15 protein-coding genes and 1 tRNA gene are annotated in these 21,019 nt (G+C 67.8%); 9 read left to right on the top strand and 7 right to left on the bottom strand.

The annotated features are described in order from the left end of the window. Positions 1-170: 170 nt before the first annotated feature. Positions 171-1,340 carry a hypothetical protein gene (locus tag D5S08_RS09685; protein WP_121117945.1) on the top strand — a complete coding sequence of 390 codons (1,170 nt, stop codon included), beginning with the start codon at positions 171-173 and terminating at the stop codon, positions 1,338-1,340. 62 nt (positions 1,341-1,402) lie between these two features. On the opposite strand, the gene D5S08_RS09680 is transcribed toward D5S08_RS09685, so the two are convergent. Together D5S08_RS09680 and gltX are read right to left on the bottom strand one after the other, a co-directional pair. Then, a complete protein-coding gene (locus D5S08_RS09680) occupies positions 1,403-2,689 on the bottom strand; it encodes a citrate synthase (protein ID WP_121117943.1) in 1,287 nt (428 codons plus the stop codon). An 11-nt stretch (positions 2,690-2,700) separates the two neighbouring features. Next, entirely contained in the window at positions 2,701-4,164 is a 1,464-nt protein-coding gene (gene gltX / locus D5S08_RS09675; protein ID WP_121117941.1) for a glutamate--tRNA ligase, read from the bottom strand. Positions 4,165-4,193: 29 nt separating this feature from the next. Here gltX and D5S08_RS09670 point away from each other — a divergent pair, with 29 nt between their 5' ends. Beyond that, positions 4,194-6,386, top strand: coding sequence for a ComEC/Rec2 family competence protein (locus D5S08_RS09670; RefSeq protein WP_121118160.1), 2,193 nt, complete (start codon positions 4,194-4,196; stop codon positions 6,384-6,386). Here the strand turns inward: D5S08_RS09670 and D5S08_RS09665 are convergent. Then, the gene (locus D5S08_RS09665; RefSeq protein WP_121117940.1) at positions 6,383-7,807 is read right to left on the bottom strand and encodes a glutamate ligase domain-containing protein; all 1,425 of its coding nucleotides are present in this window, start codon (positions 7,805-7,807) and stop codon (positions 6,383-6,385) included. The genes D5S08_RS09670 and D5S08_RS09665 overlap by 4 nt on opposite strands. A 58-nt stretch (positions 7,808-7,865) precedes the next feature. Here D5S08_RS09665 and D5S08_RS09660 point away from each other — a divergent pair, with 58 nt between their 5' ends. The 5 genes from D5S08_RS09660 to D5S08_RS09640 all read left to right on the top strand — a co-directional run bounded on the left by D5S08_RS09660 (position 7,866) and on the right by D5S08_RS09640 (position 12,331). Next, positions 7,866-8,699 carry an LD-carboxypeptidase gene (locus D5S08_RS09660; protein WP_121118158.1) on the top strand — a complete coding sequence of 278 codons (834 nt, stop codon included), beginning with the start codon at positions 7,866-7,868 and terminating at the stop codon, positions 8,697-8,699. 60 nt (positions 8,700-8,759) lie between these two features. Next, on the top strand, positions 8,760-9,716 hold the full coding sequence (gene fabD / locus D5S08_RS09655) for an ACP S-malonyltransferase (RefSeq protein ID WP_121117938.1): 957 nt from the start codon (positions 8,760-8,762) through the stop codon (positions 9,714-9,716). A 59-nt stretch (positions 9,717-9,775) separates the two neighbouring features. Then, positions 9,776-10,537 carry a 3-oxoacyl-[acyl-carrier-protein] reductase gene (fabG, locus tag D5S08_RS09650; protein ID WP_121117936.1) on the top strand — a complete coding sequence of 254 codons (762 nt, stop codon included), beginning with the start codon at positions 9,776-9,778 and terminating at the stop codon, positions 10,535-10,537. A gap of 147 nt (positions 10,538-10,684) precedes the next feature. After that, positions 10,685-11,821, top strand: coding sequence for a DNA polymerase III subunit beta (gene dnaN, locus D5S08_RS09645; RefSeq protein WP_121117934.1), 1,137 nt, complete (start codon positions 10,685-10,687; stop codon positions 11,819-11,821). A 201-nt stretch (positions 11,822-12,022) separates the two neighbouring features. Next, on the top strand, positions 12,023-12,331 hold the full coding sequence (locus tag D5S08_RS09640) for a hypothetical protein (protein WP_241557335.1): 309 nt from the start codon (positions 12,023-12,025) through the stop codon (positions 12,329-12,331). A gap of 67 nt (positions 12,332-12,398) precedes the next feature. Here the strand turns inward: D5S08_RS09640 and D5S08_RS09635 are convergent. Then, a tRNA-Asn gene (locus tag D5S08_RS09635) sits at positions 12,399-12,473 on the bottom strand. 77 nt (positions 12,474-12,550) lie between these two features. Next, entirely contained in the window at positions 12,551-13,354 is an 804-nt protein-coding gene (locus D5S08_RS09630; protein ID WP_121117932.1) for an NAD kinase, read from the bottom strand. Positions 13,355-13,454: 100 nt separating this feature from the next. Between D5S08_RS09630 and D5S08_RS09625 the strand changes: the two genes are divergently transcribed. Next, a complete protein-coding gene (locus D5S08_RS09625) occupies positions 13,455-14,753 on the top strand; it encodes a bifunctional diguanylate cyclase/phosphodiesterase (RefSeq protein WP_121118154.1) in 1,299 nt (432 codons plus the stop codon). Between the two features lie 10 nt (positions 14,754-14,763). Here D5S08_RS09625 and mfd read toward each other — a convergent pair whose 3' ends face one another. After that, positions 14,764-18,282 (bottom strand): transcription-repair coupling factor, encoded by a 3,519-nt coding sequence (gene mfd / locus D5S08_RS09620; protein ID WP_121117930.1) that lies wholly within the window; start codon positions 18,280-18,282, stop codon positions 14,764-14,766. A gap of 36 nt (positions 18,283-18,318) precedes the next feature. Next, entirely contained in the window at positions 18,319-18,585 is a 267-nt protein-coding gene (locus D5S08_RS09615) for a succinate dehydrogenase assembly factor 2 (protein ID WP_121117928.1), read from the bottom strand. 288 nt (positions 18,586-18,873) lie between these two features. Between D5S08_RS09615 and recG the strand changes: the two genes are divergently transcribed. Beyond that, the gene (gene recG / locus D5S08_RS09610; RefSeq protein ID WP_121117926.1) at positions 18,874-20,937 is read left to right on the top strand and encodes an ATP-dependent DNA helicase RecG; all 2,064 of its coding nucleotides are present in this window, start codon (positions 18,874-18,876) and stop codon (positions 20,935-20,937) included. Positions 20,938-21,019 lie beyond the last annotated feature (82 nt).

The following is a 21,019-nucleotide window of genomic DNA, read 5'->3' as shown; positions in this document are numbered from 1 at the left end:
CCATGCCCGATCCGTAGCACAGGCGACGTGCGGCGGAAGCCGCTTTGCGTCGCGGCAAACGCATCATCCACAATCTCGCGACAGTCGGGCGCACAGGGCATTGCCCCTTACCCGGCAGGTTGGCAGGGGTGGTGCGATGATTGTTCCCCTGTCCGTTCCGGCCTGATCGCGTGCGCACCGCGATCCTCACCATCGTGGAGGCGTTGCCCGCCGACAATACCGGCGCGCGCCCGCTGGCGCTGCAGCAGCTGAGCTTCGCGGCGGCGATGGGGTGTCGGCAGGCGATCGTGGTGGCGGAGCGGGAGGGGGACGAGTCGCTCGCGCTGGCCACCCGGGCGCGGTCGCTGGGCATGACGGTGCGCTTCGTGCGCGATGCGCATGGCCTGCTTGGCGCGGTGAGCGCCGGCGAGGAATTGCTGGTCCTGTCACCCGAATTGCTGCCGGAAGCGCCGGAGGTGGCCGGGCAGCTGCAGGGCGGGACATCCATCCTGACCTTGCCCGCTGACGGAGCGATCGAAGCGGGGTTCGAGCGGATCGACGGGGAGCGGGCCTGGGCCGGGGTGGCGATCATTCCCGGGCAGCTGGTGGAGCGGTTGGCCGATCTGCCGCCGGATTGCGATGCCGCCGCCGCGTTGCTGCGCATCGCCCTGCAGGCAGGCGTCCGGGAACGGCCGCTGGACGGAACGGTGCTGGAACAGGGATGCTGGTCGCTGGCGCCGGGTGGCCGGGCGAGGCGTCTTTCGGGCGAAGCCTGGCTGCGGCGCCAGCTGCACTGGCGCGGCCGGCATGATGTGACCGGCTGGGCGGCAGCCACGCTCATCGGCCGGTGGCTCGATCCGCTGCTGTATCGCGGGGGCGAGCCGGGTGGAGCATTTGCACTGTCGCTGCTGCTGCTGGCGGTTGCGCTGGTGCTGCCGCTGGCGGGCCTGCCGGCCTGGGGCCTGGCCGCGCTGGCGCTGGCCGTGCTGTTGCAGGATCTGGCCGGCCGGCTGCGGCGGATGGTGGCGGGGCCGTTTGCCATCGGGGGCGAGCAGCGGCGGATCGCCCGCTATTTCACGCCGGTGGTCGATGCGGTGCTGCTGGTCGCCCTTGCGAGCGCGATCGGTGGAGACTGGATGGGTCGCCTGTTCCCGCCATTGGTGCTGCTGGCGGCCTTGCATGCTCCCGGAGCCGAGCGCCGGCCGTGGCATGTCGGCTGGGCAGCGGATCGGATGGCCCTGGCCGGGTTGCTGGCGATCGGCACAGCACTGGGGCTGGCGCAGGTGCTGACCATGGTGCTGTCGCTCGCACTGTTGGTGAGCGACCAGCTTGTCGCCCGCAAGGCGGCAGCCGCCAGATAGCAGAACGGCCCGGGCTGCGCGCCCGGGCCGTTCCGTTTGCTCGATGCGGCGATTACCGCGCCTCAGCGCTGCGCCAGCGGCAGGTAGTCCCGCTCCGTCGGCCCGGTATAGAGCTGACGGGGGCGGCCGATGACCTGGCCGGGATCGCTGATCATCTCGTTCCATTGCGCGACCCAGCCCACGGTGCGGGCCAGCGCGAACAGCACGGTGAACATGGTGGTCGGGAAGCCGATCGCCGACAGGATCACGCCCGAATAGAAGTCCACATTGGGGAACAGCTTCTTTTCGATGAAGTAATCATCGTTCAGCGCCATTTCTTCCAGCCGCAGCGCGGTTTCGAACACCGGGTCCTGCACATTCAGCGCCTCGAACACTTCACGCACCGTCTTCTGCATCACGGTGGCGCGCGGATCGTAGTTCTTGTACACGCGATGGCCGAAGCCCATCAGGCGGAACGGATCGTTCTTGTCCTTGGCCCGCTCGATATAATGCGGGATCTTGTCGGGGGTGCCGATCTCCCGCAGCATTTCCAGTGCCGCCTCGTTGGCGCCGCCATGCGCCGGGCCCCACAGGCAGGCGATGCCGGCCGCGATGCAGGCAAAGGGATTGGCGCCCGAGGAACCCGCCAGCCGCACGGTGGAGGTGGAGGCGTTCTGCTCGTGATCGGCGTGCAGGATGAAGATCTTGTCCATCGCCCGCTCGACCGCGGGGATCACCTCATATTCCTCGGCCGGAACGCCGAAGGTCATCTGCAGGAAGTTGCCCGTATAGCTGAGCGAGTTCTTCGGCTGCATGAAGGGCTGACCGATGGAGTACTTGTACGCCATCGCCGCGATGGTCGGCATCTTGGCGATCAGCCGGTGGCTGCTGATCCGGCGATGTTCAGGATCGGCGATATCGGTGCTGTCGTGATAGAAGGCCGACAGCGCACCGACTACGCCGCACATGATCGCCATCGGGTGCGCGTCCCGCCGGAAGCCCTGGTAGAATCGGGCCAGCTGCTCGTGCAGCATGGTGTGCCGGCTGATCGTGTAGGTGAACTTGTCCAGTTCCTCCGCCGAAGGCAGCTCGCCGTTCAGCAGGAGATAGGACACTTCCATGAAGCTGGACTGTTCCGCCAGCTGCCCGATGGGGTAGCCGCGGTGAAGCAGGACGCCTTCCTCGCCATCGATATAGGTCAGCGCGCTTTCGCACGATGCCGTGGACTTGTAGCCCGGATCGAAGGTGAACATGCCGGTCTGTCCATAAAGCTTACGGATGTCGACCACGTCCGGCCCGGTGGTGCCTTGCATGACAGGAAGGTCGAAACCGGTCCCGTCAACTGTCAGCTTCGCCTGATTGTCCGCCAAAGCGTGTCTCCTTACGCCTGAGTGTGTCCATTTGCCGCCTGGTCATCGATGCGGGCGAGGCTTTCGGCCCGGCCCAGCAATGCCAGCACGTCGAATATCCCTGGGGAGGTCGTCTGCCCGGTCAACGCCGCGCGTAGAGGCTGCGCCAGCTTGCCGAGGCCGAGACCCTTCTCTTCCGCCAGACTCTTGAGGTCCGTTTCAAGTCCCTCCGTAGTCCAGACGGCATTGTCGCGCAAACGATCCGCAATCGCCCCGAGCAATGTGCGCGCGGTGTCATCCAGCAAGGCAGCGGCCTTCTCGCTGATCGGCAACGGACGCTGCACGAACAGGAACGCCGCGCCGGCGGCCAGCTCGGCAATGTCCTTGGCACGCGGCTTCAGCACCGGCATCGCGCTTGTCAGCAGCGCCAGGCCCGCCTCGCCGGTGGCATCGCCGCCCAGTTGCGGCGCGACCAGCTGCGCCAGCCGGCCATCATCCGCCTCGCGGATATAATGGCCGTTCATGTTCTGCAGTTTCTTCAGGTCGAAGCGGCTGGGGCTGCGGCCGACATGGGCAAGGTCGAACAGCGCCACGGCCTCGTCGCGCGTGAATTCTTCCTTGTCGCCGTGACCCCAGCCGAGCCGCAGCAGATAGTTGAACAGCGCCTCGGGCAAGATGCCGAGCTCGTCCCGATAGGCATCGACACCGGTGGCGCCATGGCGCTTCGACATCTTGGCGCCATCGCTGCCATGGATCAGCGGGATGTGGGCATAGACCGGATCGGGCCAGCCGCCTTCGATCTGGTCCATTGCCCGCATGATCGGCAGCTGCCGGAATGCGTTGTTCAGGTGATCGTCGCCGCGGATGACATGGGTCACGCCCATGTCGTGATCGTCCACCACCACCGCCAGCATGTAGGTCGGCGTACCGTCGGCGCGCAGCAGGACGAAGTCGTCCAGTTCCGCATTGCGCACGGTGACGGCGCCCTGCACGGCATCCTCGATCACCGTCTCGCCATCCTGCGGCGCCTTCAGCCGCACCACGAAAGGCGCGCCCTCCGGCGCCTCGGCAGGATCACGATCACGCCACCGGCCATCATAGCGCAAGGGCTGCTTCGCGGCACGCTGCTCCGCGCGCATCTGCTCCAGCTCTTCGGTGGTGGCGTAGCAGCGATAGGCATGCCCGGCGGCCAGCAGTCGCTGCGCCACCTCGGCATGGCGGGCAGCGCGCTCGGACTGGAACACGGTCTGGCCGTCGAAATTCAGGCCCAGCCAGTCGAGACCGTCCAGAATGGCGGCGATCGCTTCGGGCGTGGAGCGCTTGAGATCGGTATCCTCGATCCGCAGCAGCACCTTGCCGCCGTGATGGCGGGCGAACAGCCAGTTGAACAGCGCGGTGCGCGCGCCGCCAATATGCAGGAAGCCCGTGGGCGATGGTGCGAAGCGCGTCACCACCGGGCGGGCAGGATCGCTGTTCGTCACACTCTCGCTTGCCATTGGCGCTGCTGTCCTTTCCAGCCTTTATCATGGCAACCGAGCAATGGCCTGCGATTCCGCTGACGGACGAAGACGCCATTGCTGCGTTGCAGCACCCGCATTGGCGAAAGCGGCTGCGCTTGTCCAGCATGGCGGAAGATGCCGGCGACCGGGTCGATCGCTTCCTGGCCGCTGCCGGCTTCGATCGAGCGCCTTGGCTGGCGGTGGCATTGGTCGCGGGCATCGCCGCCTGGTTCGCCGGCCCGGGTCCGGGATGGTGGGTCGCGGCGATCGCGGGCGGGTTGCTGCTGGCCACCGCTGCCGCGGCATTGTGGCGCGGGCGGGACGAGCGATACCATCTGCTGGCCGCCTGCGTCGCGCTGGGCCTGGTCTTTGCAGGTGGCGTGGCGCTGATCTGGCTGCGGTCGGAGGCGGTCGGCACGCCCGCGCTGCAGCGGCCGGTTGCCGGCCCGCTGACCGGCCGCATCGTCGACCGGATCGAGCAGCCCGCCGAGGGGCGCGTGCGGCTGGTGCTCGCCACCCGCGAGGGCGAGACGGGCAGGGCGGTCAAGGTGCGCGTGAACCTGCCGCTGGAGGATGAAGACGCAAGGCTGGTGGAAGGCGCGCTGATCCGCCTGGAGGCCCGACTGATGCCGCCAGCGTCGCCGATGGTGCCGGGCGGCTATGATTTCGCGCGCATCGCCTGGTTCCAGGGGCTTGCGGCCACGGGGGCGGCCAGCGGACCGGTCGAGGTGCTGCAAGGTGCACCGGAGGGCGGCGCCCTTGGGCCGCTGCAGCGCAGCCTGGCCGACCATGTCCGCGCTCGGCTGAGCGGATCGTCCGGCGCCATCGCCGCCGCGCTGGCCAGTGGCGACCGCGGGGCCATCGCGCCGGCCGACGAGGAGGCAATGCGCGATGCTGGCCTCACCCATCTGCTGTCGATCAGCGGGCTGCATGTCAGCGCGCTGATCGGGGCTGCGTACCTTCTTGCCCTGCGGCTGCTGGCGCTGTCTCCATGGCTCGCCCTGCGTTTGCGCCTGCCGCTGATCGCAGCCGCGACCGCTGCGCTGGCGGGGATCGGGTACACCTTGCTGACAGGGGCGGAGGTGCCGACGGTGCGCAGCTGCCTTGGCGCGTTGCTGGTGCTGTGTGCGCTGGCATTGGGGCGCGAGCCGCTGAGCCTGCGGATGCTGGCGGTCGCGGCCATGCTGGTGCTGCTGATCTGGCCCGAATCGCTGATCGGCCCGAGCTTCCAGCTGAGCTTCGCCGCGGTGATCGCCATCGTGGCGCTGCATGATAGCGCGCCAGTGCGGGCCTTCCTGGCTCCGCGGGAGGAGCCAGGCTGGCGGCGGTCGGTGCGTCGTCTGGCGATGCTGCTGGCGAGTGGTCTGGTGATCGAATGGGCGCTGATGCCGATCGTGCTGTTCCACTTTCATCGCGCCGGCATCTACGGCGCCTTCGCAAATGTGATCGCCATCCCTCTGGTAACATTCGTTTGCATGCCGCTGATTGCGCTGGCATTGCTGCTTGATCTGGTGGGGCTGGGGGCGCCGGCCTGGTGGCTGGCGGGGCACTCGCTGGACCTGATGCTGGGGCTAGCTCATCTGACCGCCAGCCAGCCCAATGCCGTTCACCTGCTGCCGCAGATGGGCGGCGGCACCTTTGCGCTGTTCGTCGCAGGCGGATTGTGGCTGGCGCTGTGGCATGGCCGGGTGCGGCTGCTGGGGTTGGTGCCGGTGGCGACGGCCACCATCCTGCTGCTGACCACGCCGGTGCCGGACCTGCTGGTCACAGGAGACGGCCGTCACGTCGCGATCAGCGGTGAGGGCGAGCGGCTGCTGGTGCTGCGCCCGTTGCGCGAAGGCTTCGCGCGCGAGGTTCTGGGCGAACTTGCCGCTAACGGAGGCGAGCCGCTGCCGCTCGCCGAATGGCCCGATGCCCGGTGTAGCCGCGATTTCTGCTCGATCGAGCTGCTGCGCGAGGGGCGGCGCTGGCGCGTGCTGATGAGCCGCAGCCGGCGGCTGGTGGATGCCGCGCAGCTGTCACGCGCATGCTCCGCCGCGGACATTGTGGTGGCTGACCGGCGACTGCCGCGCACTTGCGTGCCGCGTGAGATCAGGGCCGATCGCTGGAGCCTGGCGCGCACCGGCGGGCTGGCGATCGATCTGGGGCGCACGGCGGAGGTCACCAGCGTCAGCGACAGCCAGGGCGAACATGGCTGGTGGCGCGGCTGGCGTGACTAGGGGAGGCGATCCAGCAGGCTCCGTGCGAAGCCGGTCAGCGTATCGTCCCGCGCACCCATCACCACGATGCGGTCACCCGGCCGGGCGAGCGCCACGATCCGTTCTCCGCACGCGTCTCGCGATGCAAGATGCTCCGCATGGCCGCCCAGTTCATTGATGCGCGCGACGACCTGCTCCGTGCCCTGGCTGCGATCGACGGTGCCGCCGAAATAGACCGGGTCGCACATGATAGTGAGGTCATCCGGCCCCAGTTCGCTGGCAAAGGTGGCGGCCAGTTCCTGCCCCATCTGGCGCAACGGGCCATATCCATGCGGCTGGAAGAAGGCGATAACGCGGCCCGGATGCGCCTTCAGCGTGCGCAAGGTGGCGGCGCACTTTTCCGGATTGTGTCCGAAATCGTCGATCACGGTGATGCCGCCGGAGCTGCTGCCCAGCACGTCGAACCTGCGGGCGAGGCCGATGAAGGTACTCAGTGCCAGGGTTGCCTCATGCAGAGGAACCCCCCCCGCCGCTGCGCCGGCGATGGCGGCGAGGGCGTTGGACAGATTATGCCGGCCCGGCACGTTCAGCCGCAAGGCGTGGGCCACATCCTCCCGCCGATCGACCACCAGCGCGGCGATCCCGGTGGCGCTTTCCTCGATCGTGCCGGGTTCGATGCCGATGGCTGCGGCGGGATTGTCGACGCCGAAGGTCAGCGCAGCCGGGACGTGCTCCGCCAGCCAGGCGACCTCCTCGTCATCCATGTTGAGCACGGCCGTGCCGGCGCGACCTATGAAATTGCCAAACAGAACACGCAGTTCCTCGATGCTCTTGTGATCGAGACTGACGTTCAGCAGCACTGCCACGGCCGGATCGTACAGCGCAATGGAACCGTCGCTCTCATCGACTTCGGCCACGAACGCCTCGCCGCCACCTGCAATTGCGCTGGCGAAGGGCAGCCCCGGCTGCACGAAGTTCTTCATCACGGCGCCGTTCACGATCGTGGGTTCACGGCCCGTATCGTGCAGGATCCAGCCGAGCATGCCGGTGACGGTGCTCTTGCCGCTGGTTCCGCCCACGGCGATGCCGCACGACGCGGCGTTGAACAGGGTGGAAAGCAGCTGCGCCCGGCTCATCCGCCGGCAGCCGAGCGCGGCGGCGCGGGCGACCTCCGGCACGCTGTCCTCGATCGCGGCGCTGGCGACCAGCACCTGCGCGGGGCTGATGATGCCCGAACCGTCCTGCGGGTGAAGCCCGAAGCCGAGCGCTGCCAGCCAGTCGCGCTTGGCATCGGCGCGACCCTGGTCGAAACTGCGGTCCGACCCGGCGACGTCCGCCCCCTGCTGCCGCAGGATCAGCGCCAGCGGCAACATGCCCGATCCCCCGATGCCGCAGAAGAACCAGGGCTGGGCGGTCAGGTCGGCGATCGGGGCGTCGGTCATGGCGATGGGCTATGCACTGGCGGTGGACTTTGCAACCGCCGCGGCTAACGCTGCGGCGATGACCCGCATCGCGATTTGTGCGCCTGCCCGGCCGATCACCCGCGACCTGGCCGGCGCTGTCACCGGACTGGCGGCGTCGGCGACGCCTGAGGCCGAGTTGAGCTTCCATCCACAATGCTTTGGGGAACAAGGACATTTTGCCGGGGACGATGCCACCCGGCTGGCGGCCTTGCTGGATTGTGCCAACGATCCCGGCTTCGACGCCGTCTGGATCGCACGCGGTGGTTATGGCTCCAACCGCATTGCTGCAGCGGCGATCGCCGGCATGGGCGGGGCGGCGCGCGACAAGATCTATCTGGGTTATTCCGACGGGGGCTACCTGCTGGCGGCCTTGTACGGTGCCGGGATCGGACGACCGGCGCATGGGCCGATGCCGGTCGATCTGGGCAAGTCAGGTGGCGAGGCGGCCATCGGGCGGGCACTGGAGTATATGTGCGGCCGGGCTGTGGCGGATGTCTGCGAGCCTTCGCTGACTACGCTGCCGGCTGTCGCCTTCAATCTCACCACGCTTGCCATGCTCGCCGGCACTCCGCTGATGCCCGACCTTGCCGGTCACGTCGTGATGGTGGAGGAGGTGGCGGAGCATCTTTATGCCATCGACCGGCTGTTCTTCACGCTGATGCCGCACCTGACGGACATTGCCGGCTTGCGGCTGGGGCGGGTCAGCGCCGTGCCGGAGAATGACCGGCCATTCGGCGCGACCGCGGAGGATATTGCTCGCGACTGGTGCCGGCGGGGCGGCGTGCCCTATCTCGGGCGCGCGGATATCGGGCATGATGCGGCGAACCGGGTCGTGCCCTTCGGTCTTGCATCGCCGCCGCCTGCACCATAACGGCGCGCGCCACGGATGCGGCAAGTCCCGGCATCTGGCGCGCACAAGGAGAGGCAGATTATGAGTGCATTCCTGTTCCCCGGCCAGGGCAGCCAGAAGATCGGCATGGGCCGCGAGCTGGCGGATGCCAGCACCGCCGCGCGCGCGGTGTTCGAGGAGGTGGACGAGGCGCTGGGCCAGCACCTGTCGCGCATCATGTTCGAAGGGCCGGACGATCAGCTGACCCTGACCGAGAACGCCCAGCCGGCGATCATGGCCCACGCCATCGCCGTGCTGCGCGTGCTGGAGGCGGAGTGCGGCTTCAGCCTGCAGGCGCAGGGCGAATGCGTCGCCGGCCATTCGCTGGGCGAATATACCGCCCTGTGTGCGACGGGCGCCTTTACGCTGGCGGACACGGCCCGGCTGCTGAAGCTGCGCGGGCAGGCGATGCAGGCGGCGGTGCCGGTGGGCGAGGGCGCGATGTGCGCGCTGCTGGGCGCCGATCTGGTAAAGGCAACAGCGCTGGCGGAGGCTGCCGCGGCCGAGCCGCTGGAGAATGGCAAGCCGGCCTTGTGCCAGATCGCCAATGACAATGATCCGGGGCAGGTCGTGTTGTCCGGTCACCGCCAGGCGATCGAGCGGGCGGTTGCTGCCGTGAAGGAGCACGGGATCAAGCGCGGCGTGCTGCTGCCGGTTTCGGCCCCGTTCCATTGCGACCTGATGGCTCCGGCGGCGGATGCCATGGCCGAGGCGCTGGAACGCACGCCGCCCGCGCCGATGCTGCTGCCGGTCTACGCCAATGTCACCGCCGCAATGGTGAGCGACCCGGCGGCGGAGCGCGAGCTGCTGGTCCGCCAGGTAACCGGCCGCGTCCGCTGGCGCGAAAGCGTGCTGGCGATGGGCGAGGCGGGCATGGAGCGGTTCGTGGAGCTGGGCGGCAAGGTGGTCGGCCCCATGGTGAGCCGAACGCTGCCCGATGCCGCCGTCACCAGCGTGGTGACGATGGCCGACATCGAAGCCTACGCCAAGACCCTCTGACCCCAGATCACCCGATCCAAGATCGCCTGACCCACGATCCCCTGACAAGGAGCATCAGCATGTTCGACCTTACCGGAATGACCGCCCTCGTCACCGGCGCCAGCGGAGGGATCGGCTCGGCCGTGGCCCGCGCACTCGCCGCCAATGGCGCGCGTCTTGCGCTCAGCGGCAGCAACCCGGCCAAGCTGCGCGCCTTCCGCGAGGAGCTGAACGCGGCCTGTCCTCCGCGGGAGGCGGAGGACCATGTGGAGATCACCTGCAACCTGTCTGACGCCATTCAGGTAGAGGAGCTGGTGCCGGCCGCGCTCGACACGTTCGGCAAGCTGGACATCCTGGTCAACAATGCGGGCATCACGCGGGACAACCTGGCGATGCGCATGAAGGACGAGGAGTGGGACGAGGTGATCCGCATCAATCTGGAGGCGGCGTTCCGCCTGATGCGCGCTGCGTCGCGCCCGATGATGAAGGCGCGCTTCGGCCGGATCATCTCCGTGACCTCCATTGTCGGCACCACCGGCAATCCGGGGCAGATGAACTATGCCGCCGCCAAGGCGGGGCTGACCGGAATGAGCAAGAGCCTGGCGGCGGAGCTGGCCGCGCGCGGGGTGACGGTGAACTGCGTGGCACCGGGCTTCATCCGCACCGCCATGACCGATGCACTGGCTGACGCGCAGAAGGCCAAGCTCAACGAGCGGATCCCCATGGGCCGGATGGGCGAAGGCGACGAGATCGGCGCCGCGGTGGCCTATCTCGCCAGCCGGGAGGCCGGCTATGTCACCGGTCAGACGCTGCATGTGAATGGCGGCATGGCGATGATCTGACCGGCCGCAGCGCCGTTTATCCCCAGCCTATGCGGATGGCGCGCCATTCCGGCTTGCCGCGAAACCCACCCGCGTTAAGGATGGAGGTCGTCTTTTATAGGCTGCGGCAGCTGTATCGCCCGGCCTGAGAGGGGTTGAAGTCACGTCATGAAGGCCAGAATCGAACGCGCGAAGCTGCTTCGCTGCCTGTCCCATGTGCAATCCGTGGTGGAGCGCCGCAACACCATCCCGATCCTGTCCAACGTCCTGATCGAGGCGGCGGGCGATGGCACGGTCAAGATCATGGCGACCGACCTGGACCTGCAGGTGGTGGAAAGCGTGCAGGCCAATGCGGTGGAAAGCGGCGGCGCGATCACCGTGTCGGCGCATCTGCTGTTCGACATCGCCCGCAAGCTGCCCGACGGCGCGGAGGTCAGCCTGGAGACAGCCGACAACCGCATGACGGTGAAAGCCGGCCGCAGCCGGTTCCAGCTGCCGACCCTGCCGCGCGACGATTTCCCGTCCATCGTGGAAGGCGACCTGCCGACCAGCTTCGAACTGCCGGCCAAGCAGCTGGCCGAGATGATCGACCGGACGCGCTTCGCCATCTCCACGGAAGAGACGCGTTATTACCTGAACGGCATCTTCCTGCATGTCAGCGATGATGGCGGCAACGGTGGCCCGCTGCTGCGTGCGGCGGCAACGGATGGCCACCGGCTGGCGCGCTTCACCCTCCCGCGGCCTGACGGCGCGGAAGGCATGCCGGACGTGATCATCCCGCGCAAATGCGTGGCCGAGCTGCGCAAGCTGCTGGAGGAAGCGCTCGAGCACAATGTCGAGATCGACCTGTCCGCCAGCAAGATCCGCTTCACGCTGGGCGGCGAGGGCGGGGTGATCCTGACCAGCAAGCTGATCGACGGCACCTTCCCCGATTACAGCCGCGTGATCCCGACGGCGAACGACAAGCTGCTGAAGATTGACCCGCGCTCCTTCTACGAAGGCGTGGATCGCGTGGCGACCATCGCCACGGAGAAGACCCGAGCAGTGAAGATGGGGCTCGACACCGATCGGGTGACCCTGTCCGTCACCAGCCCCGACAATGGCACGGCTGCGGAAGAAGTCCCCGCCAGCTACACCGCGCAATCGCTGGAAATCGGCTTCAATGCCAATTACCTGAAGGACATCCTGGGCCAGATCGACGGCGACACGGTGGAGATGCACCTGGCCGATCCCAACGCCCCCACGCTGATCCGCCAGGACGAGAAGTCGCCTGCGCTGTACGTGCTGATGCCGATGCGCGTATAGGCTGGCAGGGCGGGCTCAACGGGCCGCCCTGCCTCCTGCCGGAATGATCCGGCAATTGCCGGCCGAGAGGCGGTTGCGTCGCTCGGCCGTAGATTGCTGCGACGCTCCGACACCTGTCGCACAATCGCCACAAACCGACTTGCCTCCGATGCCTAACGGGTCGACCATGCGTTGACCAGTTGTTTCCGGAGGAGAATCACCGTGGAAAAACAAGTCGATCAGCGCGACATGCACTTTGAACTGGTGAATGTCGGGCTGCGTGCGCAAGCGACAGCGGCGGGCTTTGTCCAGCTGTGCAAGGAATTGCGGCAGGCCGGCGCGCTGGAGGATGCCGCAATCGAACGCATCAAGACCACCGTCGCGGACGAGGTGGCGCTGACCTGTCCGCGCTCCATCCCCCGTACCCAGTTCCGCAGCGACGTCTGCCGTCGCCTGGATGAGCTGTTCTCGGGCGACGAGAAGGTCGGTGATGCGGAGAAGCTGCGCTTCGCCGCGACCGGCGAGCGCTGACCGCACGGACCGGCTGCCGCGCTCTCCGCGAGGAGAGGCCGGCCGGGCTTTTGTCGCTGGTGGAAAGTGGCTCCCCGAGTAGGATTCGAACCTACGGCCATTCGATTAACAGTCGAATGCTCTACCGCTGAGCTATCGGGGAGCAGCCCGTTGCCGGGCAGGGGTGCGCCTATATGAAGCGCCGCGGCCTTTGGCAACACCCCTTTTTCGCCTCAGGCGCTAATGTGCGAATTGTTCGGCCACGATCCGTTCGTCCAGCGCGTGACCGGGGTCGAACAACAGCGTCATCTCCCGTTCCCGTGCGATAGCGAGACGGACTTCCGCGATGTCGCGCAGCTCCGTCTGGTCGGCCACGGCGGAGACCGGGCGCTTGTCCGGCTCCAGCACGCGGAACGTCACACGGCTGCGGTCCGGCAGGATCGCGCCTTTCCAGCGGCGTGGGCGAAACGGGCTGATCGGCGTCAGCGCCAGCATCTGCGAATCGAGCGGCAGGATCGGCCCGCTGGCGGAAAAGTTGTAGGCGGTGGAGCCGACAGGTGTCGCCAGCAGCACGCCGTCACCCGCCAGCTCGGGGATCCGCACCCGGTCGTTCACGCTGATCTCGATCTTGGCCGTCTGCCGCGTTTCGCGCAGCAACGACAATTCGTTGATGGCGTAGACGCGGTGGATCTCGCCCGATCGGGTGACGGCTTCCACCATCAGCGGGGACACGGCGACGCTGCGCGCATGATGGAGCCGGTCGACGATGTTCATGGCACGGTGGTAGCGGTTCATCAGGAAGCCGACCGTGCCCGCATTCACGCCATAGACCGGGCGGACGCGATCGGTGCTCATCATGTGATGCAGCGCATCAAGCATGGTGCCGTCACCACCGATCACCACCACAATGTCCGCGTCCTCCAGCGCGCACCAATCGGCCGTGCTGCGCAGCACCGCGGCGACCTCCTGCCCGCGTGGTGTGGACGAGGTGAACAGCGCGAGGCGCTGCGACGGCGTGACGTTTTCGCGCTCGGTGTCTCCCATAAGCACAACCCTATCTCGCCATTATCGTTTTGCAACGCACCATAGTATGCGGGCTCCGATGCAGGCCGGATTGCGGCATGGCACGTGGACACAGGCTGCCATGACGACGCGTACGGACCGAGACAGATTGACCGGCCTGATCGGCCCCGATGCCGCGCGCAGGCGACTGGCCGAATGGCAGCAGGCAGCGACGGGCCTGTCCGAGCGCGGGGTCTGCGTACATGCGATGCTGCTGCGGTTTCGGAGTCTCCCTTCCGTCAACCTTGCCTATGGCGTTGCAGCGGGCGACCGGACGCTGGCACAGGTGGCAGCCCGGCTGACGGAGTTCGCGGACCGGCATTGCCCGGCCGATCACCTGCTCGCCCGGATCGGCGGCGGCAACTTCCTGCTGGCGGTGCATGCGGCGATGGGGCGGGAACAGTGGCAAGGTCTGGCGGAACAGATCGCGCTGATCATGGCGGAGCCGATCGCGGATGCGGGCGGCGGCACGGTGCGCCTGTGGCCGCGTATCGCCCTGCTGCGCAGCCCGGCGGACGTGGCGCCCGACCTGATCCTGGGCCGGCTGGCCAACACGCTGGACCGGGCGAGCGAACAGCCGGCGCGGAGGCTGTTGTGGGCCGACGGCGTTATGGCGCTGGCCGAACCGCTCGCCCGGCAGCTGGAGGCGGATCTGCTGCCCGCGCTGGACCGCAACGAGATCGAGGTCCTGTTCCAGCCACAATACAGTTCCGCAGACCGCAGGCTGGTCGGTGCCGAGGCGCTGGCGCGCTGGCGCCATCCGGAGCTGGGCCGACTGGGCGCGATCGATCTGTTCGCGATAGCGGAGCGGGCCGACCATGTCGCGCCCCTGTCCCGTCACCTGGCCAGAATGGCGCTGGCAACCGCCGCCCGCTGGCCGGATCACCTGCGGCTGTCGCTGAACGTCACTGCGGACGAGCTGGCCGCATCCGACTTCACACAACGGCTGCAACTCGCCCTGGCCGAGGGCGGTTTTCCGCCCGCGCGGCTGACGCTGGAGATTACGGAGCAGTCGCTGGTGTCCGATCTGGAGGCATCCGCCACGCAGCTGCGGGAGCTGGCGAGGAGCGGCGTGCGGATCGCGCTGGACGATTTCGGCGCCGGCTTCTGCAACTTCCTTTATCTCAAGCTGCTGCCGATCCACTATCTGAAGCTGGACCGCAGCATGGTGGAAGGGATCGTGGATGATGCCCGCGATCTGGCCGTATTGCGCGGCATCGTCGCCATGGCGAGGGCGCTGGACCTGGTCGTGGTGGCCGAAGGGATCGAGACCGAGGCGCAGCGTGCGGCCGTGGCGGCTGAGGGATGCGCGATCTGGCAGGGCTTCCTGGGAGCCCCGCCGCTGACCGGCGCGGATCTGGCTGCGCTCGCGCTACGCTGACGGGCCGGCCTTACGCCGGCACCGCCGCCTTTGCCGCTGCCTTGCGGACGATGGTGCTGAGCCCCTTGGTCAGCTGGTACAGGCCGTTCAGCCGGCTCTGCGGATCGCCCCACGCCCGGTTGATGACCAGCTTGTTGTCGGGGCGCAGCTTGGCCGTGCCCTTCAGCCGCTCGACATAGCCGACCAGGGCCATTGGGTCGGGGAAGCTGTCATTGTGGAACGAGACCAGCGTGCCGCGCGCACCCACGTCGATCTTGGAGATGCATGCGGTGATCGCCTGGTGCTTGATCTCGATCAGCTTGACGAGGTTGGCCGTGGCGGGCGGCAGCGGGCCAAAGCGGTCGATCATCTCGGCCGCCATCGCCTCTACCTCGCGGCCTTCCTTGGCATCGTTCAGGCGGCGGTACAGCGCCATCCGAACGGCCAGGTCAGGGACGTAGTCCTCCGGAATCATGATGGGCGCATCGACGGTGATCTGCGGGCTGAGACCATCGGACGGTGACCGCCCGATCCCCGCCTCTCCGGCCTTGGCCGCCAGGATCGCATCCTCCAGCATCGACTGGTAGAGTTCGAACCCGACTTCCTTGATATGGCCGGACTGTTCGTCCCCCAGCAGGTTGCCGGCACCGCGAATATCGAGGTCGTGGCTCGCCAGCTGGAACCCGGCACCCAGGCTGTCGAGATCGCCCAGCACCTTCAAGCGCTTTTCCGCGACGGCGGACAGCTGGTTGTCCTTGTCGTAGGTCAGGTAGGCATAGGCGCGCAGCTTGGCGCGGCCCACGCGGCCGCGCAGCTGGTACAGCTGCGCCAGCCCGAAGCGGTCCGCGCGGTGGATGATGATGGTGTTGGCGCTGGGAATGTCGATGCCGCTTTCCACGATGGTGGTGGACAGCAGCACCTGGTACTTCCCTTCGTAGAAAGCGCTCATGCGCTCCTCCACCTCGGTCGGTGCCATCTGGCCGTGGGCGGAGACGAACTTTATCTCCGGCGCGTAGTCGCGCAGCCATTGCTCCAGCGGCTCCATGTCGGCGATGCGCGGCACGACGACAAAGCTCTGACCGCCACGATGATGTTCGCGCATCAGCGCCTCGCGGATCACGATATCGTCCCATTCCATCACATAGGTGCGCACGGCCAACCGATCGACCGGAGGCGTCTGGATGGTGGACAGTTCGCGCAGGCCGCTCATCGCCATCTGCAACGTGCGGGGGATGGGGGTGGCGGTCAGCGTCAGCACATGCACATCGGCGCGCAGCTGCTTCAGCTTCTCCTTGTGCGTGACGCCGAAGCGCTGCTCCTCGTCCACGATCACCAGGCCCAGATTCTTGAACTTCGTGGTCTTGGACAGAATCGCATGGGTGCCGATCACGACATCCATCGTGCCGTCGGCCAGCCCGTCGCGCGTGTCCTTCTGTTCCTTGGCGGTCACCAGCCGGCTCAGCCGCCCGATCTTCAGCGGGAAGCCTTCAAAGCGTTCGGCGAAGTTCTTGTAATGCTGCCGCGCCAGCAGGGTGGTGGGCGCCACCATCACCACCTGCTGGCCCTGCATGGCGGCCACGAAGGCGGCGCGCAACGCGACCTCCGTCTTGCCGAAGCCGACATCGCCGCACACCAGCCGGTCCATCGGCTTGCCCTCGGCAAGATCGCCCAGCACGTCCTCGATCGCGCGGTCCTGATCCTCCGTCTCCTCCCAGGGGAAGCGGTCGAGGAACTGGCGCCAGCTGGCCTCTTCCGGCTCCAGCACGGGGGCGCGGCGCAGGGCACGCTCGGCCGCGGTCTGCATCAGATCGCCGGCGATCGCCTGGATACGCTCCTTCAGCCGGGCGCGGCGCTTCTGCCATGCCTCGCCGCCCAGACGGTCCAGCGCGACCGCTTCCTCGCTGCTGCCGTAGCGGGTCAGAACCTCCAGGTTCTCGACCGGTATGAACAGCTTGTCGCCGCCGGCATATTCCAGCCGGACGCAATCGTGCTGGCTTTCGCCCACCGTGATCGGCTCCAGCCCGATATAGCGGCCGATGCCGTGATCCAGATGCACCACCAGGTCGCCCTGGTTCAGCGCGGACAGTTCGGCCAGGAAAGCGTCGGCATCCTTGCGCTTCTTGCGGCGGCGGACCAGTCGGTCGCCCAGCAGATCCTGCTCGGTGATCAGCTCCAGCTCGTTATTGGCGAAGCCGGTGTCGAGCGGCAGCACCATGGCCACCGGCGTGCCCGAACCTGAACCTTTTGGGGCAGACAGGCCCAGCGCATCCTGCCAAGTGCCGGCGATCTTGGTGCTGGTGCCGGCCTCCGCGATGATGGAGGTGATGCGGCTGAGCGATCCGGGGGAATAGGCGGCCAGCAGCGGGCGCCGGCCGCTCTTGCCGACGAGCTTGAGGTGCGCGGCTGCCGCTTCGTAGACATTGCTGCCCTGGCCGCGTTCGGGCGTGAAGTCGCGGGCGGAACGGAAGCCGAAATCGACCACCTTGTCGCTTTCCGGCTCGGCGAAGATGGAGACGCGGTGAATTGGCCAGGCTTCGACGGCGCGGGCCAGTTCGTCCGCGTCCAGATACAGGGCATCCTGCGGCAGCGGGCGGTAGGCGCCGGTGGCGGGCCCGCCGCCTTCGGCGCGTTGGCGATGATAGTCCGCGATGTCGCCCAGCCGCTCGTCCGCGGCGGTCAGCGCACCATTCTCCACCGCGACCAGGTCGTTCTTGCCCAGATGATCGAACAGGGTGGACAGCTTGTCCTCGAACAAGGGCAGCCAGTGTTCCATGCCGGCCAGCCGGCGCCCGTCGCTGACCGCCTGGTACAGCGGGTCCTGCGTGGCATGGGCGGCGAACATCTCGCGGTACCGGGTGCGGAACCGCTTGATCGTCTCGTCATCCAGCAACGCCTCGCTGGCGGGCAGCAGCAGGTGGTGCTCGATCGTCCTGGTGGTGCGCTGGGTCGATGGATCGAACAGCCGCAGGGATTCCAGCTCGTCATCGAAGAAGTCGAGCCGGAGACCTTCTTCCAGGCCGCTGGGGAAGATGTCGAAGATCGATCCGCGGACCGCGAACTCCCCGGTGTCGATCACCGTGTCGGTGCGGCTGTACCCCTGCCGCCGCAGCAGCGCGGCCAGGCTCTCGTGCCCGATGCGGACACCCGGCTTGAGCTCGCGCACGGCCTCCCGGATGCGGAAGGGGGTGAGCACGCGTTGCAGGACGGCGTTGATCGTGGTGACGAGCAATTGCCCGTCGGTGCTTTCGCGCTGCAGCTGGTGCAGGGCAGACAGTCGCCGGCTGCTGACCGACAGGGCGGGGCTGGCGCGGTCGTAGGGCAGGCAGTCCCAGGCAGGGAACTCGATCACCTGCAGCTCCGGCGCGAACCAGTGCGTCGCATCGGTGATCGCGCGCATGGCCTGCTCGTCCGGTGCGATGAACACGGCGCGCCCGCCCTGCGCCTTGGCGCTGCGGGCGAGATCGGCCAGCACCAGCGGCTGCGCGCCGCGGGGAAGGGAGGCGAGGGTGAGCGGCCGCTTGGCCTTCAGGATGCGGGAAAGGTCAGGCATGCGGATCGTTCAAGCGCGCAAGGGCAGCCAAGTTCCTCAGATGGTGACGTAATCGAGTTTGGTGAAGGCGATCATCTGCGGGCCGGCGAACTCGGGCGGCACCGCCTGCGTGCCCAGCGCCCAAGCCATGATGTCCACGTCTTCCTCTTCAAGCAGCGCCTCGAACCAGGCGAGTTCGGCCTCGGCCCAACTCGGATGATAGCGGTTGAAGAAGCCGCCGATCATGTAGTCCGCCTCCCGCGTGCCGCGGTGCCAGGCACGAAACTTGGCCCGGGCAAGGCGGGCCTTGAAGATGTCGCTCATGCAGGCGCGCCTAGCAGGTCGGGCGCAGTTGGTCACGCGCAGAGGAGGGTCCGTGATTCGCCCGCGTCGTGGGCGAAGTTGACACAATTGACACTGTTCTGGTGAACGAAGCCGGCACCTCCAAGCGGTTGTTTTTTCGGCGGAACTCACCTGCCTTTCATGATGCCGGAGCCTGCGCATTAGGGACGGGGCGGCGTGTAGGAAAGCGGCCGGGCATCGCCGCCGTTCGCCGGTGCCGCCCAAAGCGCTTGCCCATCGGGTCACCCCGGAGGCAAAGGCGATCCAGCCATGCGCCCTGATTTGCTCAATCCCCTGTTTGCCGAGATCGAAAGTCTGGACGGCGTCGGCCCCAAGCTGAAGAAGCCGCTGGAACGGCTCGGCTTGGCGCGGGTGCGGGACGTGGCCTACCACCTGCCCGAACGCTTCGTCAGCCGCCGCGCCGTGCCGGATCTGGATGCGGCCACGGTGGGCGAGCAGATCGTGGTGGCGCTGACGGTGATCGAGCATCGCGGCAGCCCCAGTCCGCGCGCGCCATTTCGCATCCTGGCGCAGGACGCGATCGGCAATGTCATCGCGCTCACCTGGTTCGGCAAGGCCGCCTTCAGCGCGCGCAAGGCGCTGCCGGTGGGGGAGCGGCGGTGGGTGGCGGGGCGGCTGGACCAGTATGGGCAGATGCTGCAGATCGTGCACCCGGACCACGTGGCGGACAGCAGCGAGAGCGCCACGGCCAGGCAGATGGAGCCGATCTATCGCCTGGCGGAAGGGCTGACCCAGCCGCGCATCGCCAGCTTTGCGGAACAGGCGCTGTCGCGCTGTCCGGACCTGCCCGAATGGGTGGAGCCCGGCGTGCTGGAACGTGCCGGCTGGCCTGCATGGCGCAACGCGATCGCAGCCGCGCATCGGGAGGAGAATGCCGGCGCGCGGGACCGGCTGGCCTATGACGAATTGCTGGCCAATGCGCTGGCGCTGCTGCTGGTGCGGGCGGACAACCGCAAGCGGCGGGGGCAGGCGCTGGCGGGGGACGGGCGGCTGACGGGCAGGCTGCAGCTGCCATTCCCGCTGACCGGTGCACAGCAACGATCGGTGGCGGAGATCGCGGGGGATCTGGCGCAGGAAGCCCCGATGCTGCGCCTGCTGCAGGGCGATGTGGGCGCGGGCAAGACGGTGGTGGCGCTGCTGTCCATGCTGACCGCGGTCGAAAGCGGCGCGCAGGCGGCGATGCTGGCGCCGACCGAGATCCTCGCCCGCCAGCATTACGAGACGCTGCGCCGGATGGCCGCGCCGACCGGAGCCACGGTCGCGCTGCTGACCGGGCGGGACAAGGGGCGCCCGCGCGAAAGCATCCTGATGGGCCTGCTGGATGGCACGATCGACATCCTGGTCGGCACGCACGCCATCTTCCAGGACAGTGTCAGCTATCGCAATCTGGGGCTGGTGGTGATCGACGAGCAGCATCGCTTCGGCGTGGGGCAGCGCCTGCTGCTGACGCAGAAGGGGCGCCGCACGCCGCATGTGCTGGCCATGACCGCAACGCCGATCCCGCGCACGCTGGTGCTGGCGCAATATGGCGAGATGGACGTCTCGCGCCTAGACGAACTGCCCCCCGGCCGGCAGCCGATCGACACAAGGGTGGTGGCATTGGACCGGCTGGGTGACGTGGTGGACGGGCTGGCCCGGCACCTGGAGGCGGGCAGCCAGGCTTATTGGGTCTGCCCCATGGTGCGGGACGAGGGCGAGAACGACGATCTGGCCGCGGCCGAGGCACGCTACGCATCGTTGAAGGAGCGGTTCGGCGAGGCGGTGGAACTGGTCCATGGGCAGCTGCGGCCGGAGGAGAAGGACGCGGCGATGGAGCGCTTCGCCAGCGGCCGGGCCAAGCTGCTGGTGGCGACCACGGTGATCGAGGTCGGAGTGGATGTGCCCAATTCCACGCTGATGGTGATCGAGCAGGCCGAACGCTTCGGACTGGCCCAGCTGCACCAGTTGCGCGGCCGGGTGGGGCGGGGCAGTGGCAAGAGCACCTGCCTGCTGCTGCGCGGCGATGCGCTTTCGGAGGTCGGGCGCGAGCGGCTGGCGTTGATGCGCGAGACGCAGGACGGCTTCCGCCTGGCGGAGGAGGATCTGCGCCTGCGCGGCGGCGGCGAGATCCTGGGCACAAGGCAATCGGGCGAGGAGGCGTTCCGTATCGCCACGCTGGAGCAGACGGCGCGCATGGGGCAGATGGCGCAGGATGATGCCCGCCTGCTGCTGGAGCGCGATGGCGGGCTGACCGGGCCGCGCGGCGCGGCGGCGCGCATCCTGCTCTACCTGCTGGAACGCGACTGGGGCGTGCAATTGCTGCGCGGCGGCTGATCGGCTCGGCCCGGCTGCCGTGGGGAACGGACCGGCAACCTGCCCGGTTGACCTTGTCAGCGGTTGGCGGGATGCGGCACTG

Origin of the sequence: Croceibacterium ferulae (genome assembly GCF_003660445.1) — a bacterium.
Taxonomy (GTDB): Bacteria; Pseudomonadota; Alphaproteobacteria; order Sphingomonadales; family Sphingomonadaceae; genus Croceibacterium; species Croceibacterium ferulae.
This window is presented reverse-complemented; position numbering and strand designations above follow the sequence as displayed.

Bases quoted from the DNA above. Each gene is read 5' to 3' on its own strand.
- fabD (WP_121117938.1), top strand. From the start codon at position 8,760: ATGAGTGCATTCCTGTTCCCCGGCCAGGGCAGCCAGAAGATCGGCATG.
- D5S08_RS09630 (WP_121117932.1), bottom strand. From the start codon at position 13,354: ATGGGAGACACCGAGCGCGAAAACGTCACGCCGTCGCAGCGCCTCGCG.
- recG (WP_121117926.1), top strand. From the start codon at position 18,874: ATGCGCCCTGATTTGCTCAATCCCCTGTTTGCCGAGATCGAAAGTCTG.
- D5S08_RS09665 (WP_121117940.1), bottom strand. From the start codon at position 7,807: ATGACCGACGCCCCGATCGCCGACCTGACCGCCCAGCCCTGGTTCTTC.
- D5S08_RS09625 (WP_121118154.1), top strand. From the start codon at position 13,455: ATGACGACGCGTACGGACCGAGACAGATTGACCGGCCTGATCGGCCCC.
- mfd (WP_121117930.1), bottom strand. From the start codon at position 18,282: ATGCCTGACCTTTCCCGCATCCTGAAGGCCAAGCGGCCGCTCACCCTC.
- fabG (WP_121117936.1), top strand. From the start codon at position 9,776: ATGTTCGACCTTACCGGAATGACCGCCCTCGTCACCGGCGCCAGCGGA.
- D5S08_RS09670 (WP_121118160.1), top strand. From the start codon at position 4,194: ATGGCAACCGAGCAATGGCCTGCGATTCCGCTGACGGACGAAGACGCC.
- dnaN (WP_121117934.1), top strand. From the start codon at position 10,685: ATGAAGGCCAGAATCGAACGCGCGAAGCTGCTTCGCTGCCTGTCCCAT.
- gltX (WP_121117941.1), bottom strand. From the start codon at position 4,164: ATGGCAAGCGAGAGTGTGACGAACAGCGATCCTGCCCGCCCGGTGGTG.
- D5S08_RS09615 (WP_121117928.1), bottom strand. From the start codon at position 18,585: ATGAGCGACATCTTCAAGGCCCGCCTTGCCCGGGCCAAGTTTCGTGCC.
- D5S08_RS09660 (WP_121118158.1), top strand. From the start codon at position 7,866: ATGACCCGCATCGCGATTTGTGCGCCTGCCCGGCCGATCACCCGCGAC.